Source organism: Phycisphaerae bacterium (genome assembly GCA_017999985.1).
GTDB lineage: Bacteria > Planctomycetota > Phycisphaerae > UBA1845 > Fen-1342 > JAGNKU01.
This window is the reverse complement of the sequence record JAGNKU010000025.1, coordinates 1-24,459: the sequence shown is the minus strand read 5'-3', so window position 1 is coordinate 24,459 and position 24,459 is coordinate 1. Positions and strand designations below refer to the sequence as shown.

General features: G+C 66.9%; 26 protein-coding genes. 15 read left to right on the top strand and 11 right to left on the bottom strand.

Annotated features, from left to right (window positions below; genetic code table 11):
- The 10 genes from KA383_20100 to KA383_20055 form a co-directional block, all read left to right on the top strand.
- Positions 1-311, top strand: a 311-nt coding sequence (locus KA383_20100) for a hypothetical protein (GenBank protein MBP7748426.1), incomplete at its 5' end; no start/stop codon positions are given.
- Positions 312-393: 82 nt separating this feature from the next.
- Complete coding sequence (locus KA383_20095; protein MBP7748425.1) at positions 394-831, top strand: hypothetical protein; 438 nt, start codon at positions 394-396, stop codon at positions 829-831.
- Positions 832-834: 3 nt separating this feature from the next.
- Positions 835-2,823, top strand: a complete 1,989-nt coding sequence (locus KA383_20090) for a phage tail tape measure protein (protein MBP7748424.1) — start codon at positions 835-837, stop codon at positions 2,821-2,823.
- 10 nt (positions 2,824-2,833) lie between these two features.
- Positions 2,834-3,640: a hypothetical protein gene (locus KA383_20085; GenBank protein MBP7748423.1), complete on the top strand. Its 807-nt coding sequence runs from the start codon at positions 2,834-2,836 to the stop codon at positions 3,638-3,640.
- A gap of 321 nt (positions 3,641-3,961) precedes the next feature.
- Entirely contained in the window at positions 3,962-4,801 is an 840-nt protein-coding gene (locus KA383_20080) for a hypothetical protein (GenBank protein ID MBP7748422.1), read from the top strand.
- Positions 4,801-5,991: a hypothetical protein gene (locus tag KA383_20075; GenBank protein ID MBP7748421.1), complete on the top strand. Its 1,191-nt coding sequence runs from the start codon at positions 4,801-4,803 to the stop codon at positions 5,989-5,991. The genes KA383_20080 and KA383_20075 overlap by 1 nt, the downstream gene beginning before the upstream one ends.
- A gap of 2 nt (positions 5,992-5,993) precedes the next feature.
- Positions 5,994-8,873: a hypothetical protein gene (locus KA383_20070; GenBank protein MBP7748420.1), complete on the top strand. Its 2,880-nt coding sequence runs from the start codon at positions 5,994-5,996 to the stop codon at positions 8,871-8,873.
- Positions 8,861-9,559, top strand: coding sequence for a hypothetical protein (locus KA383_20065; protein MBP7748419.1), 699 nt, complete (start codon positions 8,861-8,863; stop codon positions 9,557-9,559). The genes KA383_20070 and KA383_20065 overlap by 13 nt, the downstream gene beginning before the upstream one ends.
- A 4-nt stretch (positions 9,560-9,563) precedes the next feature.
- A complete protein-coding gene (locus KA383_20060) occupies positions 9,564-9,890 on the top strand; it encodes a hypothetical protein (GenBank protein ID MBP7748418.1) in 327 nt (108 codons plus the stop codon).
- 78 nt (positions 9,891-9,968) lie between these two features.
- Positions 9,969-10,517 carry a hypothetical protein gene (locus KA383_20055; GenBank protein ID MBP7748417.1) on the top strand — a complete coding sequence of 183 codons (549 nt, stop codon included), beginning with the start codon at positions 9,969-9,971 and terminating at the stop codon, positions 10,515-10,517.
- Positions 10,518-10,557: 40 nt separating this feature from the next.
- Here KA383_20055 and KA383_20050 read toward each other — a convergent pair whose 3' ends face one another.
- The 10 genes from KA383_20050 to nhaR form a co-directional block, all read right to left on the bottom strand.
- Entirely contained in the window at positions 10,558-10,770 is a 213-nt protein-coding gene (locus tag KA383_20050; GenBank protein MBP7748416.1) for a DUF2934 domain-containing protein, read from the bottom strand.
- A 57-nt stretch (positions 10,771-10,827) separates the two neighbouring features.
- Positions 10,828-11,106: a hypothetical protein gene (locus KA383_20045; protein ID MBP7748415.1), complete on the bottom strand. Its 279-nt coding sequence runs from the start codon at positions 11,104-11,106 to the stop codon at positions 10,828-10,830.
- 31 nt (positions 11,107-11,137) lie between these two features.
- On the bottom strand, positions 11,138-12,700 hold the full coding sequence (locus tag KA383_20040) for an NAD(P)(+) transhydrogenase (Re/Si-specific) subunit beta (protein ID MBP7748414.1): 1,563 nt from the start codon (positions 12,698-12,700) through the stop codon (positions 11,138-11,140).
- A 56-nt stretch (positions 12,701-12,756) separates the two neighbouring features.
- Positions 12,757-13,047, bottom strand: coding sequence for an NAD(P) transhydrogenase subunit alpha (locus KA383_20035; GenBank protein MBP7748413.1), 291 nt, complete (start codon positions 13,045-13,047; stop codon positions 12,757-12,759).
- Between the two features lie 31 nt (positions 13,048-13,078).
- Positions 13,079-14,242 carry an NAD(P) transhydrogenase subunit alpha gene (locus tag KA383_20030; protein MBP7748412.1) on the bottom strand — a complete coding sequence of 388 codons (1,164 nt, stop codon included), beginning with the start codon at positions 14,240-14,242 and terminating at the stop codon, positions 13,079-13,081.
- 63 nt (positions 14,243-14,305) lie between these two features.
- The gene (locus KA383_20025; protein ID MBP7748411.1) at positions 14,306-14,728 is read right to left on the bottom strand and encodes a hypothetical protein; all 423 of its coding nucleotides are present in this window, start codon (positions 14,726-14,728) and stop codon (positions 14,306-14,308) included.
- A gap of 197 nt (positions 14,729-14,925) precedes the next feature.
- On the bottom strand, positions 14,926-15,498 hold the full coding sequence (locus tag KA383_20020; GenBank protein MBP7748410.1) for a response regulator transcription factor: 573 nt from the start codon (positions 15,496-15,498) through the stop codon (positions 14,926-14,928).
- 59 nt (positions 15,499-15,557) lie between these two features.
- Complete coding sequence (locus tag KA383_20015) at positions 15,558-17,687, bottom strand: PAS domain S-box protein (protein MBP7748409.1); 2,130 nt, start codon at positions 17,685-17,687, stop codon at positions 15,558-15,560.
- Between the two features lie 38 nt (positions 17,688-17,725).
- Entirely contained in the window at positions 17,726-18,136 is a 411-nt protein-coding gene (rnk, locus tag KA383_20010; protein ID MBP7748408.1) for a nucleoside diphosphate kinase regulator, read from the bottom strand.
- Between the two features lie 36 nt (positions 18,137-18,172).
- Positions 18,173-19,120 carry a transcriptional activator NhaR gene (gene nhaR, locus KA383_20005; GenBank protein ID MBP7748407.1) on the bottom strand — a complete coding sequence of 316 codons (948 nt, stop codon included), beginning with the start codon at positions 19,118-19,120 and terminating at the stop codon, positions 18,173-18,175.
- 342 nt (positions 19,121-19,462) lie between these two features.
- Here nhaR and KA383_20000 point away from each other — a divergent pair, with 342 nt between their 5' ends.
- The 5 genes from KA383_20000 (at position 19,463) to KA383_19980 (ending at position 23,070) form a co-directional block, all read left to right on the top strand.
- The gene (locus KA383_20000; GenBank protein MBP7748406.1) at positions 19,463-20,749 is read left to right on the top strand and encodes a Glu/Leu/Phe/Val dehydrogenase; all 1,287 of its coding nucleotides are present in this window, start codon (positions 19,463-19,465) and stop codon (positions 20,747-20,749) included.
- 47 nt (positions 20,750-20,796) lie between these two features.
- Positions 20,797-21,141, top strand: a complete 345-nt coding sequence (locus KA383_19995) for a hypothetical protein (GenBank protein ID MBP7748405.1) — start codon at positions 20,797-20,799, stop codon at positions 21,139-21,141.
- 512 nt (positions 21,142-21,653) lie between these two features.
- Positions 21,654-22,070: a nucleoside diphosphate kinase regulator gene (gene rnk, locus KA383_19990; GenBank protein ID MBP7748404.1), complete on the top strand. Its 417-nt coding sequence runs from the start codon at positions 21,654-21,656 to the stop codon at positions 22,068-22,070.
- Between the two features lie 51 nt (positions 22,071-22,121).
- A complete protein-coding gene (locus KA383_19985; GenBank protein MBP7748403.1) occupies positions 22,122-22,454 on the top strand; it encodes a hypothetical protein in 333 nt (110 codons plus the stop codon).
- A gap of 46 nt (positions 22,455-22,500) precedes the next feature.
- On the top strand, positions 22,501-23,070 hold the full coding sequence (locus KA383_19980; GenBank protein MBP7748402.1) for a hypothetical protein: 570 nt from the start codon (positions 22,501-22,503) through the stop codon (positions 23,068-23,070).
- A 54-nt stretch (positions 23,071-23,124) separates the two neighbouring features.
- Here KA383_19980 and KA383_19975 read toward each other — a convergent pair whose 3' ends face one another.
- Complete coding sequence (locus KA383_19975) at positions 23,125-24,207, bottom strand: integrase core domain-containing protein (protein MBP7748401.1); 1,083 nt, start codon at positions 24,205-24,207, stop codon at positions 23,125-23,127.
- Positions 24,208-24,459 lie beyond the last annotated feature (252 nt).

The following is a 24,459-nucleotide window of genomic DNA, read 5'->3' as shown; positions in this document are numbered from 1 at the left end:
ACTTCAAGTCGCTGGGCGACGGTCCGTCGTTCTACCACAACCTGGCGATGAGCAACGCGGTCAACCAGCAGAACCTGGCGGCGCAGAACGCGATCGCGCAGCAGCAGGCGCTGGGCACCGTGCTGACCGCCGCGGTGGGCAAGATCGTCAAGGCCCTGACCGAGGCGGACGCCGAGGAGGCGGTGTCGCTCAGCAAGGTCATGAGCGGCGACGATGTGGCTCAGAAGATCGCCAGCCTGATCGGGGCGCTGGGCTTCGGCCAGATCGGGGCCAAGACGGCCCAAACCACGCCGCCGCCGACCGGCACGTAGTCGGCTCCCGTGATTGCGCCCGCGGAGTGGCCGATGCGGCGCTCCGCGGGCGTTTTCCTACTCCGAGCGTGAGGTGCGCGGCATGATCACGATGCAGATCAAGACGCTGTTCTTCGACAAGCAGACGGTGCTGCGGGCCGTCGACAAGGCCAAGCGCGCCGTGCTGTCGAAGGCCGGCGCGTTCATCCGCACCACCGCGAAACACAGTATCCGCACGAAGAAAGGCAGCGCGCCGGCGGGCCAGCCGCCGCACTCACACGAAGGCTCGCTGCGCCGGCTGATCTACTTCGGTTACGACCCGACCAGCGATTCGGTCGTGGTTGGACCGGTGGGTTTCCAGCGCAGCACCGCTCCCAACGTGCTCGAGTTCGGCGGCAAGGCCGAGGTCAGGCGCCGGCGGCGCGGCCAGGTCTTCCGCACCCGCGTGACCATCGACCAGCGACCGTTCATGGGCCCCGCACTGGAGAAGGAGCGGCCGCAGCTCCCGAAGCGCTGGGGCGGCAGCGTGCGCGGAGGGTAGTCCGTGGCGAACACAAAGGGCATCCGCGCCGGCCGGGCGTTCGTCGAGCTCGGCGTAGACGACAAGATCGCCAAGGGGCTGCAGAAGGCCGAGCAGCGGCTGAAGGCCTTCGGCGAGGGCGTGCGCTCCGTGGGGCTCAAGCTCGGGGCGCTCGGCTCAGCGGCGCTGACGTTCTTGGGCGGCACGGTGAAGGCCTTCATCGACACCGGCGATGCGCTGGACGAGATGTCGGCCCGCACCGGCGTGAGCGTCGAGACGCTTTCGGAACTCGGCTGGGCCGCCGACCTGGCCGGCGCCGACTTGGAAACCCTCGAGACCGGCCTGCGCAAGATGCAGAAGGTCGTCACCGAGGCGGCCACGGGGTCGAAATCGGCGACGGAGGCGTTGGCGCGCCTGGGGCTGAGCGTCACCGACCTGGTCAACCTCAATCCCGAGCAACAGTTCAAGCTCATCGCCGATCGACTCTCGAAGGTGCAGGACCCGACGTTGCGGGCCGCGCTGGCGATGGAGGTCTTCGGCAAGAGCGGGACGCGCCTGCTGCCGCTGCTGGCGGACGGAGCCAGAGGGCTGGAAGAGTACCAGCACAAAGCGCGCGAGCTGGGGCTGACGGTCTCCACCGAAACCGCCAAAGACGCCGCCGCGCTGGCGGATACGCTCGACACGCTCTGGCGCGTGCTGAAGCAGTCGGCATTCACGATTGGCGCCGCATTGGCGCCAACCATCAAGGACCTGGGTGACGCCGTTACGCGCGTCGTGGTGCGCGTCACGGAGTGGCTGAAGCAGAACAAAGCCCTGATCGTCACGGCGCTGCAGGTCGCGGCGGCCGTCACCGCCGTGGGCGTCGGCCTGATTGTGGCGGGAACGTTGATCTCGGGCGTCGGCGCCGTGTTCGGCTGGCTGGCCACGGTCGTGACCGGGATCGGCGCGGCGTTCGGCGCGATTGGCACGGCGCTGGCGGCCATCATCTCACCCATCGGGCTGGTGATCGCCGCCGCCGTGGCGCTGGGCACCACGTTATTGGTCGTCACAGGCGCCGGGAGCGAGGCGCTGACCTGGCTGGGTGAGCAGTTCGGCCGGCTGCGCGACACCGCATATAAGGTAATGGGCGGGATCGCGGACGCCCTGGCCGCCGGCGACATCAATCTCGCCGCGCAGATCCTCTGGCTGAGCCTGAAGTTAGCGTGGCAGCAGGGTGTGGCGGCGCTCAACCGGGCATGGCTGGAAGCGAAGCGGTTCTTCCTCAATATCGCGTACGGGATGTGGTACGGGGCCCTCGCGGCGGCCGAGATCGGCTTCCACGCGCTGGAGGTCGCCTGGATCGAGACCACGTCGTTCCTGTCGCAGACCTGGACCAGCTTCACGGCGGGCTTCCAGAAGGCCTGGAATACCGCGATCAACTGGACCACCAAACGCCTGCTCGAGCTGTGGGGTCTGTTCGACGAAACGCTCGACGTCGACGCCGCCAAGCAGATGGCCGACGAGGACCTCGCGTCCGTCAACGCGGAGATCGACCGGCAGCGCGACGCGGCGCTGCAGGCCCGCGAAGCGCAGCGCCAGGCGGAGCGCGAGCGCGCCAAGAGCACCCACGAGGGTGCGCTCGAGGAAATCGGCCGTCAGGACCAGGACGCGCAGCGGCAGCTCGACCAGGAAACCGACGCCCGGGTCAAAGCAACCCAGCAGCAACTGGACGAAGCCCGCAAGGCGCTGGACGACGCGGTGGCGGAAGCGCAGCGCAAGCGCGAGGCCGCCGACGCAGAGGGTGGTGCGCCCAAACGGCCGCCCCGCGATCCCCTGGCCGGCCTGGACGATCAGCTCGCCGGCCTGGGCAGCCTGCTCGCCCAGAAGATCAGCGTGATCGGCACGTTCAACCCACTCGGCGCGGCGGGGCTGGGTGGCGGCAGCGCTGCTGAGCGGACGGCCCGCGCCACCGAGGAGACCGCCAAGCACACGAAGCGTCTGGCCGAAAGCGCCGGGCGCTTGACGTTCGCGTAGGAGACCTGCGTTGCCCGTCGAGGTCGTCGAAAAGTTCGAGAGCCGGCTGGTCACGACCGGCACGAGCCCCTCGGTCGAGCTGCGGTACAACATCCGCGGCACGAACGACGACGTCGCGGCGCGCAACGCCCTGGTCGCGGGCAGTCCAGCCACGTACGACCCGTGGGGCAGTGGCTGGTTCTTCCTGCCGCGAGACACGGTCAGCGTGCAGCCGATCGGTGAGGAGCTCTGGGAGGGGGTCGTCCGCTACGGCCCGTTCACGCCGACGAACGAGTCGACGTTTGCCTTCGACACCGGCGGCGGCACGCAGCACATCACGCAGAGCAAGCAAACGATCGCGAAGTACCCCGCCGGTTCGGCGCCGGACTTCAAGGGCGCTATCGGTGTGACGGCGGACAGCGTCGAAGGCGTCGATATCACCGTCCCGATCTATCAGTTCGCCGAGACGCACTACCTGCCGGACACAACCGTCACGCCGGCGTACCGGATGACGCTGTTCCAGCTCACCGGCAGGGCGAATAGTGGCGCATTCAAGGGCTTCAACGCCGGCGAGGTGCTGTTCCTCGGCGCTTCTGGCTCGCGGCGCGGCTACGGCGACTGGGAGATCACGTTCCGGTTCGCGGCCAGCCCGAACGTCACGAACCTCACGATCGGCGACATCACGGGCATCAATAAGAAGGGCTGGGAGTACCTGTGGGTGCGCTACGCCGACAGCGAAGACACCGTCGCCAAGGCGCTCGTGAAGAAGCCGATCGCGGTCTACATCGAGCGCGTATACGACGACGGCAACCTGAGCCTGCTGGGGATCGGCTCATGAGGTGTGCTGCACATTATCGCTTTGCGGACGGCCGGTCTCGCCGCTTCTCAATGACGTGGCAACGCACCCATCGGCAGCGTGCACACCAACCGAGAGTCCACGTCCGTCCTGCTGCCCCCAGTCGGACGCCGTACTTGCCCCAGGGTTCGGTGAATCCGCATTTTAGACACCGGATCACCCAGCCGGGCGCCCATCGCTCAGACGCTTCATCGTCGTGTGCGGCGCTTGGGTCGGGCATGCTGGGCCTCTCCGGAGAATGGCGATCTGCAATCGCATGCTGCGACTTCGACCGCATTCTACCGCTGGCCGTGGGGGCTGGACATGAGTAGCACGCTGCGCAAAGTCCGCTCGGGCGACCCGCTCGTCATCCCGGCGGCGACGTTCAACGCCTTCGTGGACGTCGCGCGCGACTACCAGGAGCGCCAGCGCAGCGCCACTCGTGACGGCCTGCCCGACTGGCGGCAGACAGGGATCGTCCTGGTCCGCAACGACAGCGGCGCCGATCGCCAGCGCTTCGACGTGCTCGGTGTGGCCGGCACCGTCATCAAACCCACGGACAACGCCGACGCATTCAAGGAGCGGGTCGCCCTGAAGGGCGTCACGCCCACCGCCGCGCACGCCGGTCGATTCGTCATCCTGCTCGAGCCCGTCAAGAACGGCTTGTTCGGTCGCGGCTGCGTGGACGGCGTCTGCGTCGCCCGTGTGAAGATGAACGACGAGGGCCACGTTTTCGCCGAAGCGAAGGACGGCCAGGCCGACAAGCTCGACAGCGGCGCGGCGGGTTCCGCCTGCCTGCTGTGGGTGCAGCCGCCCAGCGAACGCGACCCGGACCCGCAAGTCGCGTGGGTCGTGGCGAAGATCGGCCTGCCAACCGGCGCCGCTTCGATGGCGGCGGCGTTCGCGATGATCACGTCGAAGTCGGGCAGTGCGCCACCGTACCGCTACGCCGCCGCGCAGGCGACGATGGACGAGGACGGCGCCTGGACACAGGTCGGCGGCGGGCTGGCGTACAACAACGTGTTCAACCTGGAAGAGCAGGGCGCCGGCGGCCAGTGGGTCAACCCGCTGGTCGTGGGCGACGTGGTGCTGATCTTCGCCGCGCCCGATCCGGGCGTCGATGCGTTCGTCTGCACGCGGTCGCATTACCGGGGGACGTACTGATGGGCCGGTTCCTGGTGCGACACGTTGACCACGAGAGCGGGATCGAGCTGGCCCGGTTCGCGCTGCCGAACCTGCTGGCGTACGAGGGCATCGAGTACGTCTACCGCCAGCTCTTCCCGGCCTGTCAGGCGGCGATGACGTTCCAGATGGGCGTGGCGGGCCCGACGCCAAGCTACCCGGACGGCCGGCCGAACATCGGCGGAGGCATCGCGTTCGGCCCGACGCTCACGTTTGCGCAATGCACCAACGCCCAGGCCAATGAAGGCGGCTGCTACACCACCCCGATGCGAACGTCCTTCGGCTACGCCCGGCAGGCGCTGAGCTTCACCGCGGCGCTTGAGGCCGACGGCGGCGGATTTGCGTCGCAGGAGGTCACGTTCCCAAACAACCACTCGTGGACGCCGCAGGCCGGCGGCGACTGGGACTTCCCCTGGACGCCAGAGGAAATCGAGCAGCCGCCGCCCGAGTGGACGCCGAAGGAGTCATGGGAGCCCGAGGTCGGCTATCCCTGGCAGCGGCCGCGCAAGCGCTGCGGCACGGACTGCGACCCCTACGACCCGAGCGTGTGCCTGCGGCCGTACATGTACCAGTGGGACCCGTCGGGCGAGCTCGACTGGCTGTGCGACTTCCGCAAGATGGGCGGGTTCCCGATCACGCTGGCGTTCGTGGCGGACACGTCGCGGAACAAGCTGATTGCCGCGGCGGGGTTCCGGGCGCCGGTGCTGCTGCGCCCGGGGACCGCGCTGCACGTGATCTACCAGGCCCGGATCTTTGGGCGAATTACGCGCGACTTCGCGGTGCGCTTCGCAAAATACGCGTTCCAGAAGACCGGCAGCCGGTACACGACGATCTACTGCCGGCCGCTGCTGGCCACGGCCCCGGCGATCACGCGGCGGACGGCGTACGCCGACCTCGCGCCGTTCTTCCACGCGCACTTCGCTGCGGCCGCGCTCAGCTCGTGGACCTACGTCGCCGGTCCGCCGCCGCACGTGGAATCCGCCAGCGCGCCGCAGTGGCAAAACACAAGCGGCGCAGCCATCGGCCCGTTCAGCGGCCTGGCGGTGTACGGCGTTGTGGGCGGGAGCAACGAGCTCATGTGGGTCACCAAGATCGACCCGCCGGTGAGTGTGCCGAATGGTGACACGCTGCGCGTGCCGGCCAAGGCGAAGTTCCAGCTGGACGGGGTGTAACCGTGGCCTTCGTCGACATCACCAGCGAGCAGCACGCGACGTACGGGACGCACTCGCACGGCGAGGAGACGCTGGCCACGCGCGGCGGTACGGTCCCCGGCCAGCTCCGGTGGTCCGACCTGCATCCGCCCGGCGTGAAGGTGCTGCCCAAGGGCTCACCGCCCGCCGGCCCGGGCCAGATCAACTGGGAGGACACGCTGGGCGGCAAGTTCGCGCTGGCACTCGAGAAGCTCGAAGGCCTGCTCTACGCGGTGTTCGGATCGCGGCCCAACGGCAGCCCGAAGCGCCAGTGGTACGACCGTCAGCATCCGCGCTGCCTGTGGGGGCCGGAGATGTGGGAGCGCCGGCTGCTGCTCGGCCCGATCGGCTGCAACGAGACCGGCACCTGCTGGGACTACCAGCCGGGAGGCAAGGAATACGCGGCCCTGGGTGAGAATCCGCCCTGCTGCCCGATGCCCAAGCCGAGCGTGCCGATCCGCACGCGCTCGGGCGATCCAGCCGGGCAGTTCGCGGCCGGCACGCACGACCGGACGTACTTTCCGCTGGGCAGCGTCGCGCGCGACCAGGCCAGCGACCCGTTCGACCCCGAGGGCGCGGGCTGGTTCGGCGCGACTCAGCCCGGCCGCCAGGACGGCGTCGGCTACACCCAGAAGCCCGGCCAGGTCGTCACGTTCACCTACGCGAAGCCCGGCGGCGTGCCCACGCCGACGAACGTGCGGCTCTACTGCCAAACGAAGGCGCCCGGCGGCGCGTGGTCGGCCTGGTCGTTCGTCGCGATGAGCGGCGGACCGACATACACGGCGCAGCGCGGTCCGTACGCCCACGCGACCGAGCTGCGCTGGTATGTGCGGTACTTCTACAACGACCCGGACCCGCAGGACCCCGACATCACGAAGTACGACCCCGGCGCCGACAGCGCACCGGCGGATGCGGACGCCTACTACCTCCAGTGGTTCACCCACTTCAACCCCTACGCCTACGGCCTGCCCGAGATGCTGGAGGACTACGGCGGCATCAACGTCCGGCACGGCACGGACTTCTTCGCCTGCGACGGCGGGGAGACGATCCAGCCCGGGCTGCTCAACATGGTCCGCTTCGTGCTGTCGTGGCTGGGCGGCGACTGCTGCACCGGTGAGTACGACACCTGCGCCGAGACCGACGACCGCTGCGACGCCTTCCACCACAACCCGCGTTTCCGCGGCGGCGACGACGGCCTGTGCTGCGTGCCGATGCCGATCAAGTTCCGCTGGAGCGGCTCCAACGTCCACCCGCACTACATGACCGGCGGCAAGGGCCTCGTGGGCGGGCCGACGCCCGATCCGCGCCCGCTACACAATCACCCGAACCATCAACCCGGCCAGGGCGAGACGTGGGGCAGCGCCGCGGCGCGGAAGACCTGGCGCGGCATCAACATGCTTTATACCGACGACCTGCACTTCGACAACCCGTGCTACGGCGGCGGGTACTCGTGGGGCACGGCGCCGGGCACGTTCATCCTGATGTACAAGCCCAACTGGGACGACTTCGCACAGGTCTGGGCGAAGTACCCGAGCTGGGGCCTGCGCCCGGGCGACGTGATCGAGGCCGTCCACATCCAGGAAATCATCGACGCGGTCGATTACCTGATCGACTACGGCGTGTGGACCAGCATCGCGGTCTGCACCCGTAAGCGCACGCCCGGCCAGTTCATGGGTAAGGACTGCGGCTACCACAAGTACCTGTTCCACCACGACTGCTTCGGCGACGGCGGCGCGGAGTACCGCAAGGCCTGCGACAAGTGCTGCGCCAACGCGGAGGGCTGTTGGCCGTACGATCACGCGCTGGGCTACTGGTATCACCAGTGGGGGCCGGGCTACGACGACGAGTACACGGAGTTCTCCGACACCTGCGTCCCGTGGACGCGGCCAAGCTGGGAAGAGTGCACGCAGAACTGCCAGTCGGCCAAGTGCCACATGATGAGCCGCAAGAGCGGCTACTCGCACTACCGCGGCGGCGAGGAGTGCCCCTGCGATCGCCACTACTGGGAGGACACGGTCTGCGACGGGTACGACTCGGACATGGAGGCTTCGCCCGGCTGCGGCTATCACAGCGACGAGAAGGGCTGCAAGAGCGTGGATTGGCAGACCCTGCAGTGTGAGAGCGACCCGTACAAGGGCTATCACTGCCTCCGCCGCGTCGAGGGCTACAGCTACTACGCCTGCACGCCGGACACCTGCAACCACGGCTGGGATGCGACGCACGGCGGGCAGTTCAAGAAAAACCGCCTGGATCATGTGTGGCATCCCGGCCTGTACTTCAAGGCGACGGGTCCGCCGGGCAGTGAGTTCAGCGGCAACTGCCTGGGCGACATGTTCGGCTGCGGTGAAACCTACCCGATGGGCCCGGACAGCGGCCTGTGGTTCCACGAGGTCACCGGCATCTACTGGCGCGGCCTCGTGCCATCGTGGTACTCCGGCTGCGACGGGATGCCGGGCTGTAGTCCGGACTGCTCGTTCGGCGACACGCTGGCGTTGCCGCCGGCGATCCCCGGCTACGGCTACCACGGGGAGTACGGGCCGCTGTGCACGCAGTTCGTCGATTCGCAGAGCGGGTGCTTCTCGGCGTGGGCAGGGTCGGCCTGCTGCACGGGCCACATCTGCCAGTGCTCGCTGGGCGATTTCCCGGTGTGCAAGGGCGAGGCGGCCTGGGTCGCGGTCGATCTGAACCTTGACGGCTCGGGCCGGCCGTATCGGCACTTCCCTGGGCGCAACGGCGGATTGCCGCCGTACGAGGGCCGCGGTGTGCCGCGCTTGCGGAACTACGACCTGACCAAGGACCCGGCAACGTGGATGCACGATTGCCCCTGTGAGACGTGGACTGGAGCCGGAACGTGCGTGATGTGAGTGCGCTATCGCCGCTGGCGCCCAAGGGCATCGCCCAGCTGGGTTACGACTACCTGGTCGGGCGCGGCATTCCCGCAGCACGCCTCGACGAACTCATCCCCCGGTTCGATCTACGCTTCGACGAGCAGGAGCGGCGCGTGGTGTTCCCGGTCCGTGAAAGCGGCCGGGAGCTCGGCTACACGGCGCGGGCAATCGACGCCCGGCAGCGCAAGCGCTGGCTCAGCTACCCGGTCGAAGGCGGGCACAAGACGACGATCTACGATGCCGACCGCGTGCGGGTTGGCGGGAACACGCTCTTCGTGGTTGAAGGGCCGTTCGATGCGCTGATGGTCACGGTCGCGATCCCGGCGGGAAACGACTCGGTCGCGACGGCGTTCTTCGGTTCGCTGCCGACGGAGCCGCAGGTCGCGATGGTCGTGGCCGCGGTTCCGTTCTACCGCGCCGTCTACATGATGCTGGACGCGAACGTCTGGGGCCGCTGCCGCCGGCTGGCGCGCGAGGTCGCGAAGAGCGCCGGTGTGCCGAACGTCGGGGCGATCAACATCGGCTTCGAGAATCGCGACCCCGGCGCGACGCGCTTCGAGGAGCTCCAGCGGCTCGTGGCATACGCGTCGGCGTCCTGGGCGCCGGAGATTCACTGGATGTGGGAACGCCGGCTGGTGGTCGGCGGCGCGAAGGGAGCGTGAGGCGATGCCGGTCGTGTCGATCAACGTTGGCCCGAAGCGCGTGCATCTGACGGCGTACTGCCCGGACGATGAGCTCGGGCTGCTGGCCTGCGATTACGTCATGGCCCGCGCGGTCGAGCTGCTGAACGGCACGACCCAAGCCGATTTGCGGCGATGGCTGATCGAGCGCGACCCGGCCATCGCGGCGCTGTTCGCCAAGCTCGATGCTGGATGGCGGTTGCCAAAGAACGGCGACTTCACCGTGGACCCCAGCAACGCGCCGGCCGAAGCGCGGATCGTGCGGCATCTGCTCCGCGAGCGACTGGAGCAGTGCGCGGCGCGACGGGCATGATGCCGCACCGTCTGTGAATACGCCCGCTGGCACGACGCCCGCGGATCGAACGAAACCTGGAGGCATGGAGGCCTGAACGTGACGAGCATCTTCGACATCACCGACTGGGCGCACGTGGCGTCCTTCTTCGTCTGGACCCTGGCGGTCTGCGCGCTGGCGAAGTCGATCTTCGGGTCGTTCCCGGCGGCAGAACTCCAGTACCGGCTCGCGCTGCGCGACAATCCGCGCCGCCAGCGGCTCAACCGGCTCAATTGGGAGGTCGCGAACCGCACGAAGTGGGACGAGGATGTCGCCCGTGGCTCGCAACACGCCGCCGCGGTCCCGCTCACCGAACCCGAACTCGACGCCCGCCGCGCCGAGCTTCATCGCTTCTCGCGCATCTCGCTCCCCCGACGGGCGCTCCAGTACCTCCTGGGCTGTTGGGCGTGCCAGACGTTTTGGGCGGCCGTCGCGGCGTTCGCGCTCACACGTGGGGTCACCGGTCCGGCCGAGTGGTTCTTCTCGGCGACTGCGTATTCTGGAGCGGCAGTGCTCATCGGGCTGGTTCGGGACCGCAGTACACCGGCGCCATTCTCCGAACGCCGCGGAAAGGCCACGTGTGCTTCATGCGGCAAATCGCCGCCTTGATGCTGTCCGCCGCGGTCCCAGATCGGTTGCGATTCGTAAGTCAGGCTCGCGACTGAGAACGCAGCTCCTGCTCGGCCCGCAGCCAGTCCTGTAGCGCGCTGCCAGGCACGTCACCACGCGCGAGAAAGATCTGGTATGCGCGCTCGCGAATCGCCTCCTCCCCCGGAATGACGGGGTCCGCTGCTGGCTGGGGATGTCGCGCCGCATCACGTGCCTTCGCTTCAGCCGGACGACGCGTTTGGGTGGCTTTCATTGAAGGCCTCCTGCTGGGGCAGCTACTGGGCCCTGCTAGATTTGATGCCGATTGTCTTCAGTCCAATCTCACAGCGTAAGGCGGTACACTCCAGACGGGGCCGTTGCGCGACAGCGATATCTGGGCCAAACCGGCATCCTCATCGACGCCGACCAACGTGGCATCAAAGTACTCAGCCTCGCCGGGCCAAATCACGTCGCAACGCGCGCCGATGCAGTCCCGTAATTCCGCCGCCCGCGCTTGGTCGAGCGCCTTCAGCTTGTTGGCGAGCAAGAGGGGTAACTGCCGCATTTCATCATCGTCGAGCTGCTCGACGGCACGCAGCAGTGCCTCCAAGCGAGCCGTCGCGGGCATGGCGCTGGTGGCGCTACCCGGCGGTGTTGTATTTACTGGCCGGGTGTTCCACCAACTCCCGCGCCAGCGGAGGCGCGGCTTCAGAGGCTCCGGTTGCGCCACGAGTCTGGTCCTCCAGCCGTTGCCGCAGCGCGCCGATCGTCGTCTGAGCGTCGCCGAGCAGCAGAATCGTCTTCGGGTTGTGATAGAGCGGGTTCGGGACGCCCGAGTAGCCCGGGCGCTCGTCTAGATTGCAGACAATAACGTGCCGAGCTTCGTCGGCCCGCAGGATCGGCATGCCCGAAATCGGCGTGTCCGTCGCCTCGATCGCCGCCGGATTGACCACGTCGCAGGCCCCCACAACCAGCGCCACGTCAGTCTGAGCGAACTGGCCGTTGACATCTTTCAGTTCGCGGAGCTTTCCGTAATCGACTTCCGCTTCGGCCAGCAACACGTGCATGTGGCCCGGCATCCGTCCGGCGACGGGGTGAATCGCGAACAGCACTGCCTTGTTCAGCGCGGTCAACTGCTCTCCCAGTTGAACAACTTCCTCCGACGCTTCGGCGAGCGCCATGCCATAGCCGGGGATGATGATCACGCTGCGGGCCGTCCGGAGCAGATCAGCTGCTCGCGCGGACGGATCGGCAGGCGGCGCCTCGGGCAGCGCTCCGGCCTCGCGCGCAGTATCGGCAGGCGGGCACGGGACGGCCACCGGCGCGGGCGACGCGGCCGCAGCCGGGCGGATCGCGGCCGTGGATGCCTGCGGCGCGGCGGCGGGTGCATGGTGCGGCCGCAACCCCGCGAACACGCCCACCAGGCCGCGGTTCATCGCCCGGCACATCACGTGCGTGAGGATCGAGCCCGACGCGGCCACGGTGGCGCCGCACGCGATGAGCAGGCGGTTGCCAATGGCGATCCCACAGAACGCCGCCGCCAACCCCGCGGTCGCATTCAAGAACGAGATCAGCACGGGCATGTCCGCGCCCCCGATACGAATGGCGAAGATGATGCCGAGCACCACCGCACCCACAATCAGCGCCAGGGAAGTCCCCAGAACCACCCCGCTGCTCGCAGTCACGCCCGTCCACACGCCGAGCACGATCAGCGCGGCCAGGTTCGCGAGCAGGAGTCCATTGTGGTACGGCAAACGCGTGGGCGTCTGGCGCAGGCGGTTAGCCAGCTTCGCACTTGCGAGCACGCTGCCGCTGAACGTCGCGGCGCCGATCACCAGTCCCAGCAGCGCGGCAATCTCGGCGGTCTGCGTCAGCGGTTCGGCGGAGTCGCGGGTCAGTTCAACGAACGAGACGAGGAATGCGGCGACGCCCCCCGCCCCGTGCTGGAACGCGACCATCGCGGGAATCTGAATCATGTTCACGCGGGTGGCCACCCAGCCGCCCAGGCAACTGCCGAGGAGCGCCATGATTACCACGAGCGGGACGTGGAGCACACCGTGGCGAGCCAGCACGACCACGACCGCACACAATAGGGCCACGGCTGCCGTGAGATTCCCCCTCCGGGCGGCCCTTGGCGTACGGAACTGCGCGATCCCCGCAATGAGGATCAGGATGATCCCAAGGTCGATCCAAAGCCCTGACATACGTCACTCTCTGCTTTATGACGGTGGCCGGCGAAGCTGGATGGTCGCAACCAGACTTACACTGCCGCATCCTTCTTTTTGAACATGCCCAGCATGCGGTCGGTGATCACGAATCCGCCGACGACGTTGAACATCGCCGTGACAATCGCCACCCCGCCCAACAGCTTTTCCACGGTGCTCGTCGGCACCGCGAACAGCAGGAACGCGCCCAGGATCGTGACGGCCGAAATGGCGTTGGTCATGGACATGAGGGGCGTGTGCAGCATTTGCGGTACACGCACAATCAGCACGTAGCCGACGGCGAAAGCCAGCACGAAGATCACGATCATGAGAAGCACATCGAACATGACACTTCCTCGCTGCTATCTGCAGAAGCCGCTACGTCGTGCCCATTGCCTTGAGCGCCCCCGTGTGGATGATGCGGTGGTCGCGCGTGACGAGCGAGCGCTGCACGATCTCGTCATCCGCGTTGAAGGTGCCGGGACCATCCCGGAACAGGTTCTCCACGTAATGCAGCATGTTGTGGGCGTACAGCCAGGTTGCATCGACCGCGACTGACCCGGGAATATTAGCGGTCCCGCACACGTGCACGTCATGCGCAACGATCTCGCGTCCCGCTTCGGTGAGCGCGCAGTTGCCGCCCTGGTCGATGGAAACGTCGACAATGACGGAACCCGGCCGCATGCGGCGCACCGTTTCATCTGTCAGGAGGACCGGTGCGATCTCGCCGGGCACGAGGGCGCTGAGAATGATGATGTCCATCTGCGGCGCGATGGCCCGCAGCAGGGTCCGCTCGCGTTCGAGCCACTCGTCCGGCAAGGCGCGGGCATAACCCCCGTCGCCGACAGCCAGCTCTTCCGGTACCTCAAAGCCGACGACCTTGGTGCCCTTGAGACTCCCCGCTTCGCGCCGCGCGTCGGCCCGGATGTCGATGGCTTTCACGCTGGCGCCGAGGCGCTTCGCGGTCGCGATCGCCTGGAGTCCGACGACGCCGGCGCCGACGACCAGGATCTCCGCCGGCTGAACGGCGCCGATCGCCGTCCCGATCATCGGAATGAAGCGCGGAAAATGGCTAGCCGCGATGAGCACCGCCTTGTAGCCGGTCACCGTGCTCATCGAGGTCAGCGCGTCCATCGTCTGCGCCCGCGAGGTGCGCGGGATGCCGTCCATCGTCAGCGCGGTGATGTTGCGGTCGCGCAGGGTGCGGATTATGTCGTGATTGGCCGGTGCGGCCGGATGCAGGAAGGTGATCAGGATGGAGCCCTCGCGCAGCATCTCCGCTTCGTGGCGGCCGGCATTCTGGTTGAAGTGCGGCTGCTTCACCTTCAGCACGACATCCGCGCGCTGAAAGAGGCTGGCGGCATCGGGGGCGATCCGCGCGCCCGCGGCGACGTATTCGTCGTCCGCACGAAAGACCCCGCGCCCTGCGTGCGTTTCGACCAGAACCTCAAAGCCCAGTTCAACGAATTTCTTCACCGTCTCGGGCAGGGCAGCGACCCGTCGTTCCTCGGGGAGAATCTCTTTGGGAATTCCGATGATCATGGCTGCGACATCCTTCGATGCACCGCCGCACAACTCCGTGTGCAGCCGGCGTTTGAGAAGCGTTCACTCAATCGTGGGTAGTACACGCTGCACCGCCTGGTGCAGCACCGGTGGATGCGTGGCGTCGAGCAACGCGTGCATCTGCTCCAGGGCGCGCTGCTCCAACTCTCGATTGCGCCCATCCCTGCCTGTGCGGGCGGCGGGGAGCAGGGCGGCCAGCGCCTCGGCGGCCAGAACGCGTACCTCGTAGTACAGGTCCTCGTTGGTCAGGATCTGCAGCACCGCCGTGACGAGCGGCTCCGTGGGCTGCCGTACGTCCCGGGCGAATTCCAGCGCCGCCTCCCGCAAGCGCCAGTTGTCCGGATAGCGCAACAGGCGCACCAACCCATCCTGATGCTCGTCCAATCGCCGATCCTGCCGCAACTGCTCCAGTTGCGTCAGTACACGGCCCCACTCTTCCAGGTTGCCAAAACCGTCTTTATGCATGGGTCTGTGACTCCTGCGCCCCGCGCACTCGGGCGACATCCGCGCCCTCGGCCACGAGCCGCCCCCAGCGGCCTGCTCAATGCCTAGTAGCACTACAGAAAAGATAGCTGCGCGGAAGGTGGATCAAAGACAACGTTGGTGTGGCCCGGGGCATACTTTCGTATGCCCCCGGGGCTGCACGCGGCGGCGGGCAGTAGTCAGCGACGTGGATCGGCGGCGACCCCGCCGAGCTGGGCCAAGCGGACCAGCGCCGGCAGCGAATCGGCGCCCATCTTCCTCATTAGGCGGCCGCGGTGCATCTTGATGGTCTGCTCCGCGGTGCCGAGCCGCGCGGCGATTTGCTTGTTCGCCAGTCCGTCCACGACCAGGGCGAGCACCTCGCGCTCGCGCGGCGTCAGCGTGGCGAGGCGCTGACGTGCATCGTCGCGCGCTTGGGCCACGTCGTGCATTTCCGTGGCCCGCGTCAGCGCGGCGTGAATCGCGTCGAGCAGAACCTGGTCCTGAAAAGGCTTCTCAATGAAATCCAGGGCGCCGCGTTTCATCGCGCGCACGCCCATCGCGATATCGCCGTGCCCCGTGATGAAGATGATCGGCAGCGGAACCTCCAACGCGGCGAGACGTTCCTGCAGATCCAGACCGCTCTGCCCCGGCATGCGGACATCCAGGACGAGGCAACCGGCCTGCCGCGGGTCATACAGGTCCAAAAACTCCTGCACCGAGCCGTAGGTTTCGACGCGCAAACCGACCGAGCGCACCATGCGGCTGATCATCTGACGCACGCCCGCGTCATCATCAACTACGACTACCACGCCACGCCCGGCACCGGATGTCACGGTTCTTCCTCCGCTGTCGTGGCGGGCAGCGCCAGGTGAAAGGTCACACCGCGCTCCGCGTTCTTCGTCATCCACAGGCTCCCACCGTAGGCTTCCGCAATGGAGCGGCTGATGACCAGGCCCATGCCGAGCCCGCTGGGCTTGGTGGTGAAGAACGGCTCGAAGATGCGCGCCGCCACCGCATCCGGAAGGCCCGGTCCCAGGTCGCTCACGCCGATGACGACCCGGCCCGCGTAGTCCAACCGCGCCCGCACGGTGAGGGCGCGCGTGCCGGCCGGCATTGCCGTCATGGCTTCCAGTCCGTTACGGATCAGGTTGAGGATGACCTGCTGAAATTGGATGGGGTCGCCCCGTACGGTCGGCAATTGTGCGGCGACGCCGAAATCGATGCTGGCATCGTGCTGACGTGCATCGGCCTCGGCGAGCGCCGCGATATCCGCGATCACGCGTTCGACGTTCAGCACGACCGGGCGCGGCTGTTGGAGCCGCAGAAAGTCGCGCAGCCGACGGATGATGTCCGCCGCGCGGTTGCCGTGCGTGACGATATCGTTCAGCGCGGCGCGTGTTTCCACAATGTCCGGCGGGTCCGCCCCCAGCAGGCGCTGCGCCGTCTGGGCGTTGCCGACGATCGTGCAGAGCGGTTGGTTCAGCTCGTGCGCCAGTTGGGCGGTCAGGCCGCCCATCGTGCTCAGGCGCGCCATGTGCATGAGGGCCGCCTGGTGCTGGCGCGCCTCTTCCTCGGCGCGCTTGGCGTGACTAATGTCCTGGGCCGCCCCCAGGATGCGCACCACGCGGCGTGCGAGCTTGTCCCACTCCGGCCGGGCCTGATTGTGCAGCCAACGCACTTCACCGTCTCCGCGCACAATGCGGAATTCCGCTGCACTGGACTTCCCGGCCAGCAACAACTGCACGCTGCGCAGTACAACCGGCCGGTCGTCGGTGTGAACGAGGTCCAGCAGGGCGCGTGCTGGGCCAAGTTCCGTCCGGCTGTGACCGGTCACGCGGGCAAAGGCGTCGGTGATCCACTCCGCTTCGAACGAGCCGTCGGGCGAAATGCGAAGGGCATACGCAAAATCGGAGGTCAGCTCCGCGACGTGCCGGTAACGCTCCTCGCTCATACGCAGCGCTTCCGCGACACGCACGCGCTCGGCGATCTCCTGGCGCAACTGGTCGTTGGCCGTCGCGAGCTCCGCCGTGCGGGCCTGCACGCGCAGCTCAAGCTCGTCATGGGCGCGGCGCAGCTCGTCTTGGGCGGCCTTGAGCGCACTGATGTCCGTGTCCACGCCCAGCACGCCGCAGACTTGGCCGTCCGCATCCCGCAGCGGCACCTTGCTGGTCAGGAGCTGGGCGACCCGCCCGTCGGCCTGGCGCTCGGACTCCTCGATGTTCAGCAGCGCTTCGCCGGTGGTCAGAACGCGCTCGTCACAGCGGCGGAACCAGGCCGTCTGCTCCGGCTCCCAGGCGAGTTCGTGATCGGTCTTGCCCTCAATCTCCGCGGGAGTAGACACCCCGGCGGCCCGCGCGAATTCGGCGTTGCAGCCGCGATAGCGCAACTCGCGGTCCTTCCAGTACACGCCACACGGAATGTGCGTGATGATGCCATCGAGCAGTGCGCGCTGCGCTTGGAGTGCCTCCTCGGCCTCCTTACGGTCGGTAATGTCCCGAATACTGGATCGGTATCCCAGGTGCCGGCCGTCAGTGGCCTGGAGCGGCTGCCATGAGACGGCCACCCAGCGTATGCCCCCGTCCCTGGCCCGCAGGCGAAACGGAACGTCGTTGCCGCTGGACCCGGCGCGTGCTTCTGCAAATACCCCCGCCATCCGCGGCTGATCGGCCGGATGGATGAGCGGCAGTGGATAGTCAGCCATCGCGAGGCACTCGGTGACCGAGTACCCCGTCAATCGCTCGACCGCCGGGTTCACCCACAGCAGCCGGCCATCGGGGCCGATCCAGGACTCCAGGTCGTAGGTGTAATCGGCCACAGCTCGGAAATGCTCGCTCGGGTTCAGGCGCGCATCTGCGGCACCGTGCACGGCGACGTTCCGCGACTCTAGCGCCGCCAGCTTGGCACGCAGCCGCTGCGATTCGGCCGCGAGTTCCGCTTTGGTTTTTCGCGCGTCGGACATGACAGTGGTTCCTGGGCCAAGGCGCCGGCAGGCGCCGCCTACTCACCGTAATTTCCCGCGGCTTCCGGCTGGTAGAGCAGCTCTTCGATCCGCAGGTGCAGGTTTCCGCCCGGCACCTCCCAGCGAATCTCGTCACCGACGCGATACCCGAGCAGGGCGGTGCCGAGCGGGCTCAAGATCGAGACGCGGTCGTCGTCATTCGCCTGATCGGGGTAAACGAGCGTCACGACGTGTTCTTTACCGGCCGAGAGGTCCGTGAGCCGCAGCTTCGAGTTCATGGTGACCACGTCTGGCGGGACGTCCTCAGGCCGCACCCCCTGGGCGCGGTCGAGTTCGCGGTCGAGGGCGCGCAGCGGCTCAAGGTCGGGGGCATCGCTGATGGCCGCCAGCACGAGCCGACCGAGACGCTCCATGTCCTTTACCGTGACGTAAATGTGTCTTTCGTTCATGGTGGGCTCCTGATTGAACAGGCGACCGAGTAGAAGCTAACGCCGCCCGCCTCGGCTGGCCTTGCCGGACTTTCGGCGCGCGTGCGCCCCGCGGAGCACCGCACCGGCGTTCTCCACCAGTGCGACGGCCGCCGGATGTTTGACGCGGCGTTCCACACTGATCGCGTACAGGCGCTCCCGTGTCTTTCCCATGCGACCGACCGCTTGAACGCCTTCACCGGTCGTAATCTCGTCCGCGACGGCGTCTGGAACCGCAAAGAACCCTGCGCCACGGTGCCCGCAAGCATTCAGCAGCGCCTGGTCCTCGAATTCGGCGATGATCCGTGGACGCACGCCGGCGGACTCGAACCACTCGTCCATGGCCCGGCGCAGGGACGTATTTGGGGTCGGCATGAGCGCCGGCGCGCCGTCCAGGGACACGGGGAAGTTGCGCCGCAGATTCCGTGCGAGCGCAGGTGCAGCGCAGATCGTGATGCCGGATTCGCCCAGCAGGTGGTGGAAGGTGCGTACCTTGATCGACGGATCTGGCGGAGCGTCGGTAAGTACCAAGTCTAGGTCGTGAACCGCAAGTTGGGGCAGCAACTGGGCCTGCGTGCCCTCCACGCAGACCAGCCGAATGGCCTGGGGTAGGCGGAACGCGGCCTCCAGCACCCGCGCGATGACGAGCTTGGGCAGCACGTCATCTACCCCGAGCCGGAAGCGAAGCGATGTTTCCAGCGTGCGGCCCTTGGCCACGTCCATGAACTCCTGCCCGAGGCCAAAGATCTCGTCCGCGTAGCGGGCCGCCAGCCGGCCGAACTCGGTGGGAGCGAGGTTGCGCCCGACGCGCTTGAAAAGCTTCTCCCCCAGCGCGTTTTCCAGTTCTCGCAACTGCGCCGAGATCGTCGCCGGCGACAGCAGCAGCCTACGACAAGCCGCCGCGATGCTGCCCTCGCGCACCACGGTCCAGAAGTAGAACAGATGATGGTAGTTCAACCAATCCATGCGAGTAGCGTACTTCGGTTCTTATTCACGATCAATGACACTCATCGTGATTAACCAAATACATCCCGCGGCTGCGTTAACGCCGGCGCGGTCGTTGTAAGACAGTTCGTATTTTGCGAATCGTCAGTGCGATATTATCTGTCTTGTTAATAATGCCGCAAACGCCTATAGATCAATAGCGGCTGGATGACCAGCCCTGTAACTAACCGATTCGTTGTCGCCGGCCCGCCCGCGGGCATGCGAGGGCGCCACGGCTACCCCGGGCACTGCCCTCTCTGCGCAGCCGCGCGGCGGGCCGGCCCCCCGGGCCGTGTGGCCCGGCTCTAGCGCACGAGGAAAGCAATGAGCACGAAATCCTTCAACGCCTTCGCGATGGCTCAGGCCCAATTTGACCGGATGGCTGAGCTGCTCGAACTGGACCAGGGCACGCGGGACCTGCTGCGTCAGCCGCTGCGTGAGTACCACTTCAGCCTGCCCGTCCGGATGGACGACGGGCGCGTGCGCGTGTTCCGCGGGTACCGCGTCCAACACAACGACGCCCGCGGTCCCGGCAAGGGCGGTATCCGCTTTCATCCGCAGGAAACGGTGGACACGGTGCGCGCCCTGGCCATGTGGATGACCTGGAAGTGTGCGCTCGTGAACATCCCCCTCGGCGGCAGCAAGGGCGGCGTGGTCTGCGCCCCGCACGACCTGAGTCAGCGGGAGCAAGAGGCCCTTTGCCGCGCGTGGGTCCGCGCCGTCGCGCGGGATGTCGGTCCGGTGCTCGACGTGCCCGCGCCGGACGTGATGACCAACGGCCAGCACATGCTGTGGATGCTCGACGAGTTCGAGCACATCCACGGCGGCAAGTTCCCGGGCTTCATCACCGGCAAACCGGTCGCCATGGGCGGCTCGCTCGGCCGGACCGAAGCCACCGGCTACGGCGTCGTGTTCATGCTGCGGGAAGCGCTCAAGGAGCTCCAGCTCCGGCCCCAGGACACGCAGGCCAGCGTGCAGGGCTTCGGCAACGTGGCGCAACACGCCATTGAGCTTTATCAGCAGATCGGCGGACGCGTGATCACGGTCTCCTGCTGGGATCATGGCGCCCAGCGCGCCCAGTGCTTCCGGAAGAAGAACGGCATTAACCTGGCGGAGCTGCGCGGCATCGCCGACCGCTTCGGTACGATCGACCAGCAGAAGGCCAGCAAGCTGGGCTACGAGATCTTGCCCGGCGAAGCGTGGATTGAGCAGGATGTGGACATTCTGATTCCGGCGGCGCTGGAGCATGCTGTCACCGGCGACAACGCGCCTCAGATCTCCCGACGCGTGCGGCTGATCGCGGAAGGCGCCAACGGCCCCACCACTCCGGAAGCCGACCACATTCTGCGGGAGCGCGGCATCTTCGTGATCCCGGACTTCCTGGCCAACGCCGGTGGGGTCACGTGCAGCTACTTCGAACAGGTGCAGAGCAACACGAACTTCTACTGGACCAAGGATGAGGTGCTCGGAAAACTGGACGTGGCGATGACTTCCGCATTCATCGACGTCAGCCAAATGGCGCACCGGCGCAAGCTGCCGATGCGCGACGCCGCGCACGTTATCGCGATCGGAAGAGTGGCCCAGGCCTGCCGCGACCGCGGCTGGGTGTAGCCGCGGCACAGATGGAACGTATTGGCTGCTGCCGGAAGGAGACGATCATGCGCATCCAGATCACGACGCAGAACATGTCGCTGACCAAAGCTCTCCGCGAGTTGGTGCATACCCGCCTCCAGTATGCCCTGGGCCGATTCGCCCACCGCATCCAGCACGCGGCTGTCAGCTTCGAGGATGTGAACGGCCCCCGCGGCGGACCGGACGTGCACTGCCGGATCAAGTTGCTGCTGCGGCCCCGCGGCGAAGCGAACGTGTCCGCCGTGGCCATCTTCCCGGGCGACGCACTGAGCCAGGCCGCGCAACGCGCCGCGCGGTGTGTGAAGTCGCGCACCCGGCGGCGTTGGATGCTGCGGCGGCGTGACGCGCTGAACCTCGGCTCGGCCGCCTGAGCCGAAGGAAGTTCGTCAGCCGTTACGGGAGTTCGTGGACAATGCCACTCATCATCTGCGCCAGCGTTATCGGATGCCTGTGGGCCCACGCGGCGGAGATTCGCCGGTGCGGGTCGCCACCGTACGTCGGAGTGAAGCGCGCCCGAGGTATGCGGCAGGCGCAGCACGGATCGACGCTATGGCACAGGTTGTGGCGGATGCTCGGATTGAGGTGACACATGATTGCAGTGAGCGCGAACAGGGCCGGCACCGCCAGGCGGGAAGAGCCGCATGGCGCCGTGCTGACCGACTTCACGACCGGACGCGCAAGCGTGTTTCCCCACGCGCTGCCAAGCTCGGAAACCGGCACGGCGTGGTCATTACTACGGGCGATTTGCAGCTTGAATCCCAACATCGCGCTCGCGCCGCTCAGCGTTGAGCGCGGGAACCAGGCGCCCCAGCATGTTCTTGGCCGCCCACATCGGCGCCGACCAGCATCGCAGCCGGGCAGACCTGCAGATCGGAGCATCGACATGGCAAGGCGAACTATCTACATCACCCAGCAGGATGCGAGCCGGCTGCGCGAGTGGCTGCGCATCTCGGGGCACCGGCACGAGAGGGATCGCGAGAATCTGGACGTCCTGCGCCGCGAGCTGGAGCGCGCCCACCTCATCGAACCGGACGAAGTCCCTCCGGACGTGGTCACGATGCATTCGCGCGTACGCCTCGAAGATCCGCAGACCAGGCAGAAGATGCACTGCACGCTGGTATTCCCCGAGGACGCCCTTGCGGCCGACGACCGTATTTCGGTTCTGGCCCCTCTGGGGGCTGCGATCCTGGGTTGCCGCGCCGGTGACGTGATTCGGTTCGAAGTTCCCGGCGGTCGACGAACGGTACGCATCCTGGACGTGCTCTATCAGCCCGAAGCGGCCGGGCACTTCCACCTGTAGGTGTCCACGGGCGCGGAGCGCGTTGCCGCGTCACGGAGCGGAGGCTACGTCATGAAAGTCGTCGTCGCTGTTCAGGAACCGCACCTACGCGGTGCCGTCGCGCCGAAGTTCGAGGGCGCGCCCTACTACGTGGCCGTGGATACCCAAGCGGCTCGCACGAGGCTGTTCCTGCATCCCGCGCAGTTTCAGGTCGCGTTTACCCCCGCGGGCTTGGTCCGGCGTTTACGCGAGTTTTCCCCGGAGGCGGTCTTGGCCGGGAGCTTCTCCGCTGAGGCGCAGCAGGCTGCGTCGGTGCTCCAAATCGAGCTCCTGGTGGCCCACGGCCGCGCCGCCGACGCGGTAGACCAGTGCGCCGGTACCACTCTGCCTGGCGGCCGCGCGTGACAGCATAACCTCACAGCTGATTGAACGGTTTTGAACGGAGGCGGCTATGTGGTTGCCGGTGTTCATCTTCTGCGCTCGCGTCGTGGATGTATCCCTCGGAACACTGCGGTTGATCAGTGTGACGCGCGGACATCGCGCTCTCGCGGTGGGACTCGGCTTCGTTGAGGTGACCATCTGGGTGTGCGCGGTGGCCAGCCTGCTCAGCCATCTCAACCAATGGGTGAACGTGCTTGCCTATGCCGGTGGCTATGCGACCGGCCTCAGTCTGGGCATGTGGCTGGAGAACAAGCTCGCGTTAGGCATCCAGCTTATCACGCTGGTCAGCCGCACTCGCGCCGCGGCACTCGCGACCCAGTTGCGCCGCGCCGGTGTTATGGTGACCACATTGGGAGGCGCCGGTCGCGATGGGCCCGTCAATGTGTGTTTCACGATCGTGCCGCGTAGGACCGCACCAGCCATCGCGGAGCTTGCGAGTGCCATCGATCCCGAGGTGGTCGTGACGGTCGAGGATGTCCGCAGCAGCACTTCGGCGACAAGACGCACCTGTCGGACGAAGATCTCCAACCTATTGGCGTCGCTCACGTCTGGTCAGGCTTCAATTTGCAGGACAGCATGAGGGGTTGGAATCCAATGAGGAAGCGCAAGCAAGCCCTCTCGGCACCGTACCGCCTTACGCCGCCGCGCGATAGTAATGCCGCAACAGCCCACCAAGGAAGCGTCGGCACTTGACGCGGCCCACCCGCTTCAGCGGGCCTTTTTCAGGTGAGCCCCTCTCAGCATCGGGTAGCGTGCGATTCCCGAGTGACTGATGCGGGCGATACTTGTTGAAGTAGCGGACATATTGCCAAGTGATGTGCTCAAGATGGCCCAAGCTGAAGCAGAGGAAGTGGTTCAGGCACTCGCGCTTGAACGAACCGATCCAGCTCTCGGCGAAGGCGTTCGCGTCTGGCGCCAGCACCGGCGTGCGCACCCGCTGCACGCCGGCATTCTCGAAGACACGATCGAAGCCGTACAGCAATTTCGCGTCGCGGTCGTGCAGAATGAAACGGATGGGCAAGTCGTTGTCCTCCAGCCACATGAGCACGTTCCGGGCCTGCTGCTGCACCCACTGCTCGTGAGGGTGATAGGTCGGCGGGCTCAAGTAGACCTTGCGCGTGCCGACGTGGATGAACGTGAGGCAGTAGGCGACCCGCACGCCCATGGGCGTGATCACGTTCTTCGTGAAGAAATCGGCGGCCACGAGCGTGTTCACGTGCAGGCGGATGAACTTCCGCCACACGGTTTCTCCCGCCCGGCCACGCCGATGCGGCGATGGCGTGAGGCCGGCCCCCCGCAGAATCCGACGGACGGTCGATCGACCGACGAGCAGCCGCAACTTCCGCAGCTCTCCGATGATGCGCCTGTATCCCCAGCCACAGTTTTCGCGGGCCAGCCGCGTGACCAGGTCACGGATGTTGCGGGCGATTTTGGGTCGGCCGACGCGTTTCGCCGGGCGCCCTTCCCGCAGCTCCTCGACCCACCGAGAATACGTCCGTGGCGTGACGATCCCGATGAGGTCCGTCACCTTGTGGCCGAACTCCTGGCCGATGGCCAGCAGGCGCGCACGGTCGTTCGGACTCGGGATGACGCGGTTGCCGCCCAGCTTGCGGCGGAGGATCTCGACCTCGGCCTTGAGGAACCGGATGCGAGCGTCGCGACGGGCGGCGCTGGCTTCCAGGAGAAGGTGCATGGCGACGTAGAACCAGCGGAGCATGGCCCGTGAGCCCTCGAAGAACCGTCAGCTTTACTGAAGCGAAAAGCGGTGTCCAACATTTTGGACCCGCGCTGGCGCGGCCGCAATCCGGCAGAATTTGGTTCCGTTCGCCCGAGGGAGCTAGATCAAGGGGGTGGAGTTCGCGCGAGCGAACCTAACCAAGGGGCTTGAGTTCGAGGGGGCGAGTCAAACGCGAACCATGTCTCTGTTTTGTCTCTAGACTTTTGTTCGAGGACGGTTTCGATCCCTCTA

Excerpts from the sequence above, each read along its gene's own strand:
- KA383_20095 (MBP7748425.1), top strand. The coding sequence starts at position 394 with ATGATCACGATGCAGATCAAGACGCTGTTCTTCGACAAGCAGACGGTG.
- KA383_20080 (MBP7748422.1), top strand. The coding sequence starts at position 3,962 with ATGAGTAGCACGCTGCGCAAAGTCCGCTCGGGCGACCCGCTCGTCATC.
- KA383_20075 (MBP7748421.1), top strand. The coding sequence starts at position 4,801 with ATGGGCCGGTTCCTGGTGCGACACGTTGACCACGAGAGCGGGATCGAG.
- KA383_20060 (MBP7748418.1), top strand. The coding sequence starts at position 9,564 with ATGCCGGTCGTGTCGATCAACGTTGGCCCGAAGCGCGTGCATCTGACG.
- KA383_20050 (MBP7748416.1), bottom strand. The coding sequence starts at position 10,770 with ATGAAAGCCACCCAAACGCGTCGTCCGGCTGAAGCGAAGGCACGTGAT.
- KA383_20040 (MBP7748414.1), bottom strand. The coding sequence starts at position 12,700 with ATGTCAGGGCTTTGGATCGACCTTGGGATCATCCTGATCCTCATTGCG.
- KA383_20035 (MBP7748413.1), bottom strand. The coding sequence starts at position 13,047 with ATGTTCGATGTGCTTCTCATGATCGTGATCTTCGTGCTGGCTTTCGCC.
- KA383_20030 (MBP7748412.1), bottom strand. The coding sequence starts at position 14,242 with ATGATCATCGGAATTCCCAAAGAGATTCTCCCCGAGGAACGACGGGTC.
- KA383_20025 (MBP7748411.1), bottom strand. The coding sequence starts at position 14,728 with ATGCATAAAGACGGTTTTGGCAACCTGGAAGAGTGGGGCCGTGTACTG.
- KA383_20020 (MBP7748410.1), bottom strand. The coding sequence starts at position 15,498 with ATGATCAGCCGCATGGTGCGCTCGGTCGGTTTGCGCGTCGAAACCTAC.
- KA383_20015 (MBP7748409.1), bottom strand. The coding sequence starts at position 17,687 with ATGTCCGACGCGCGAAAAACCAAAGCGGAACTCGCGGCCGAATCGCAG.
- rnk (MBP7748408.1), bottom strand. The coding sequence starts at position 18,136 with ATGAACGAAAGACACATTTACGTCACGGTAAAGGACATGGAGCGTCTC.
- nhaR (MBP7748407.1), bottom strand. The coding sequence starts at position 19,120 with ATGGATTGGTTGAACTACCATCATCTGTTCTACTTCTGGACCGTGGTG.
- KA383_20000 (MBP7748406.1), top strand. The coding sequence starts at position 19,463 with ATGAGCACGAAATCCTTCAACGCCTTCGCGATGGCTCAGGCCCAATTT.
- KA383_19995 (MBP7748405.1), top strand. The coding sequence starts at position 20,797 with ATGCGCATCCAGATCACGACGCAGAACATGTCGCTGACCAAAGCTCTC.
- rnk (MBP7748404.1), top strand. The coding sequence starts at position 21,654 with ATGGCAAGGCGAACTATCTACATCACCCAGCAGGATGCGAGCCGGCTG.
- KA383_19985 (MBP7748403.1), top strand. The coding sequence starts at position 22,122 with ATGAAAGTCGTCGTCGCTGTTCAGGAACCGCACCTACGCGGTGCCGTC.
- KA383_19980 (MBP7748402.1), top strand. The coding sequence starts at position 22,501 with ATGTGGTTGCCGGTGTTCATCTTCTGCGCTCGCGTCGTGGATGTATCC.
- KA383_19975 (MBP7748401.1), bottom strand. The coding sequence starts at position 24,207 with ATGCTCCGCTGGTTCTACGTCGCCATGCACCTTCTCCTGGAAGCCAGC.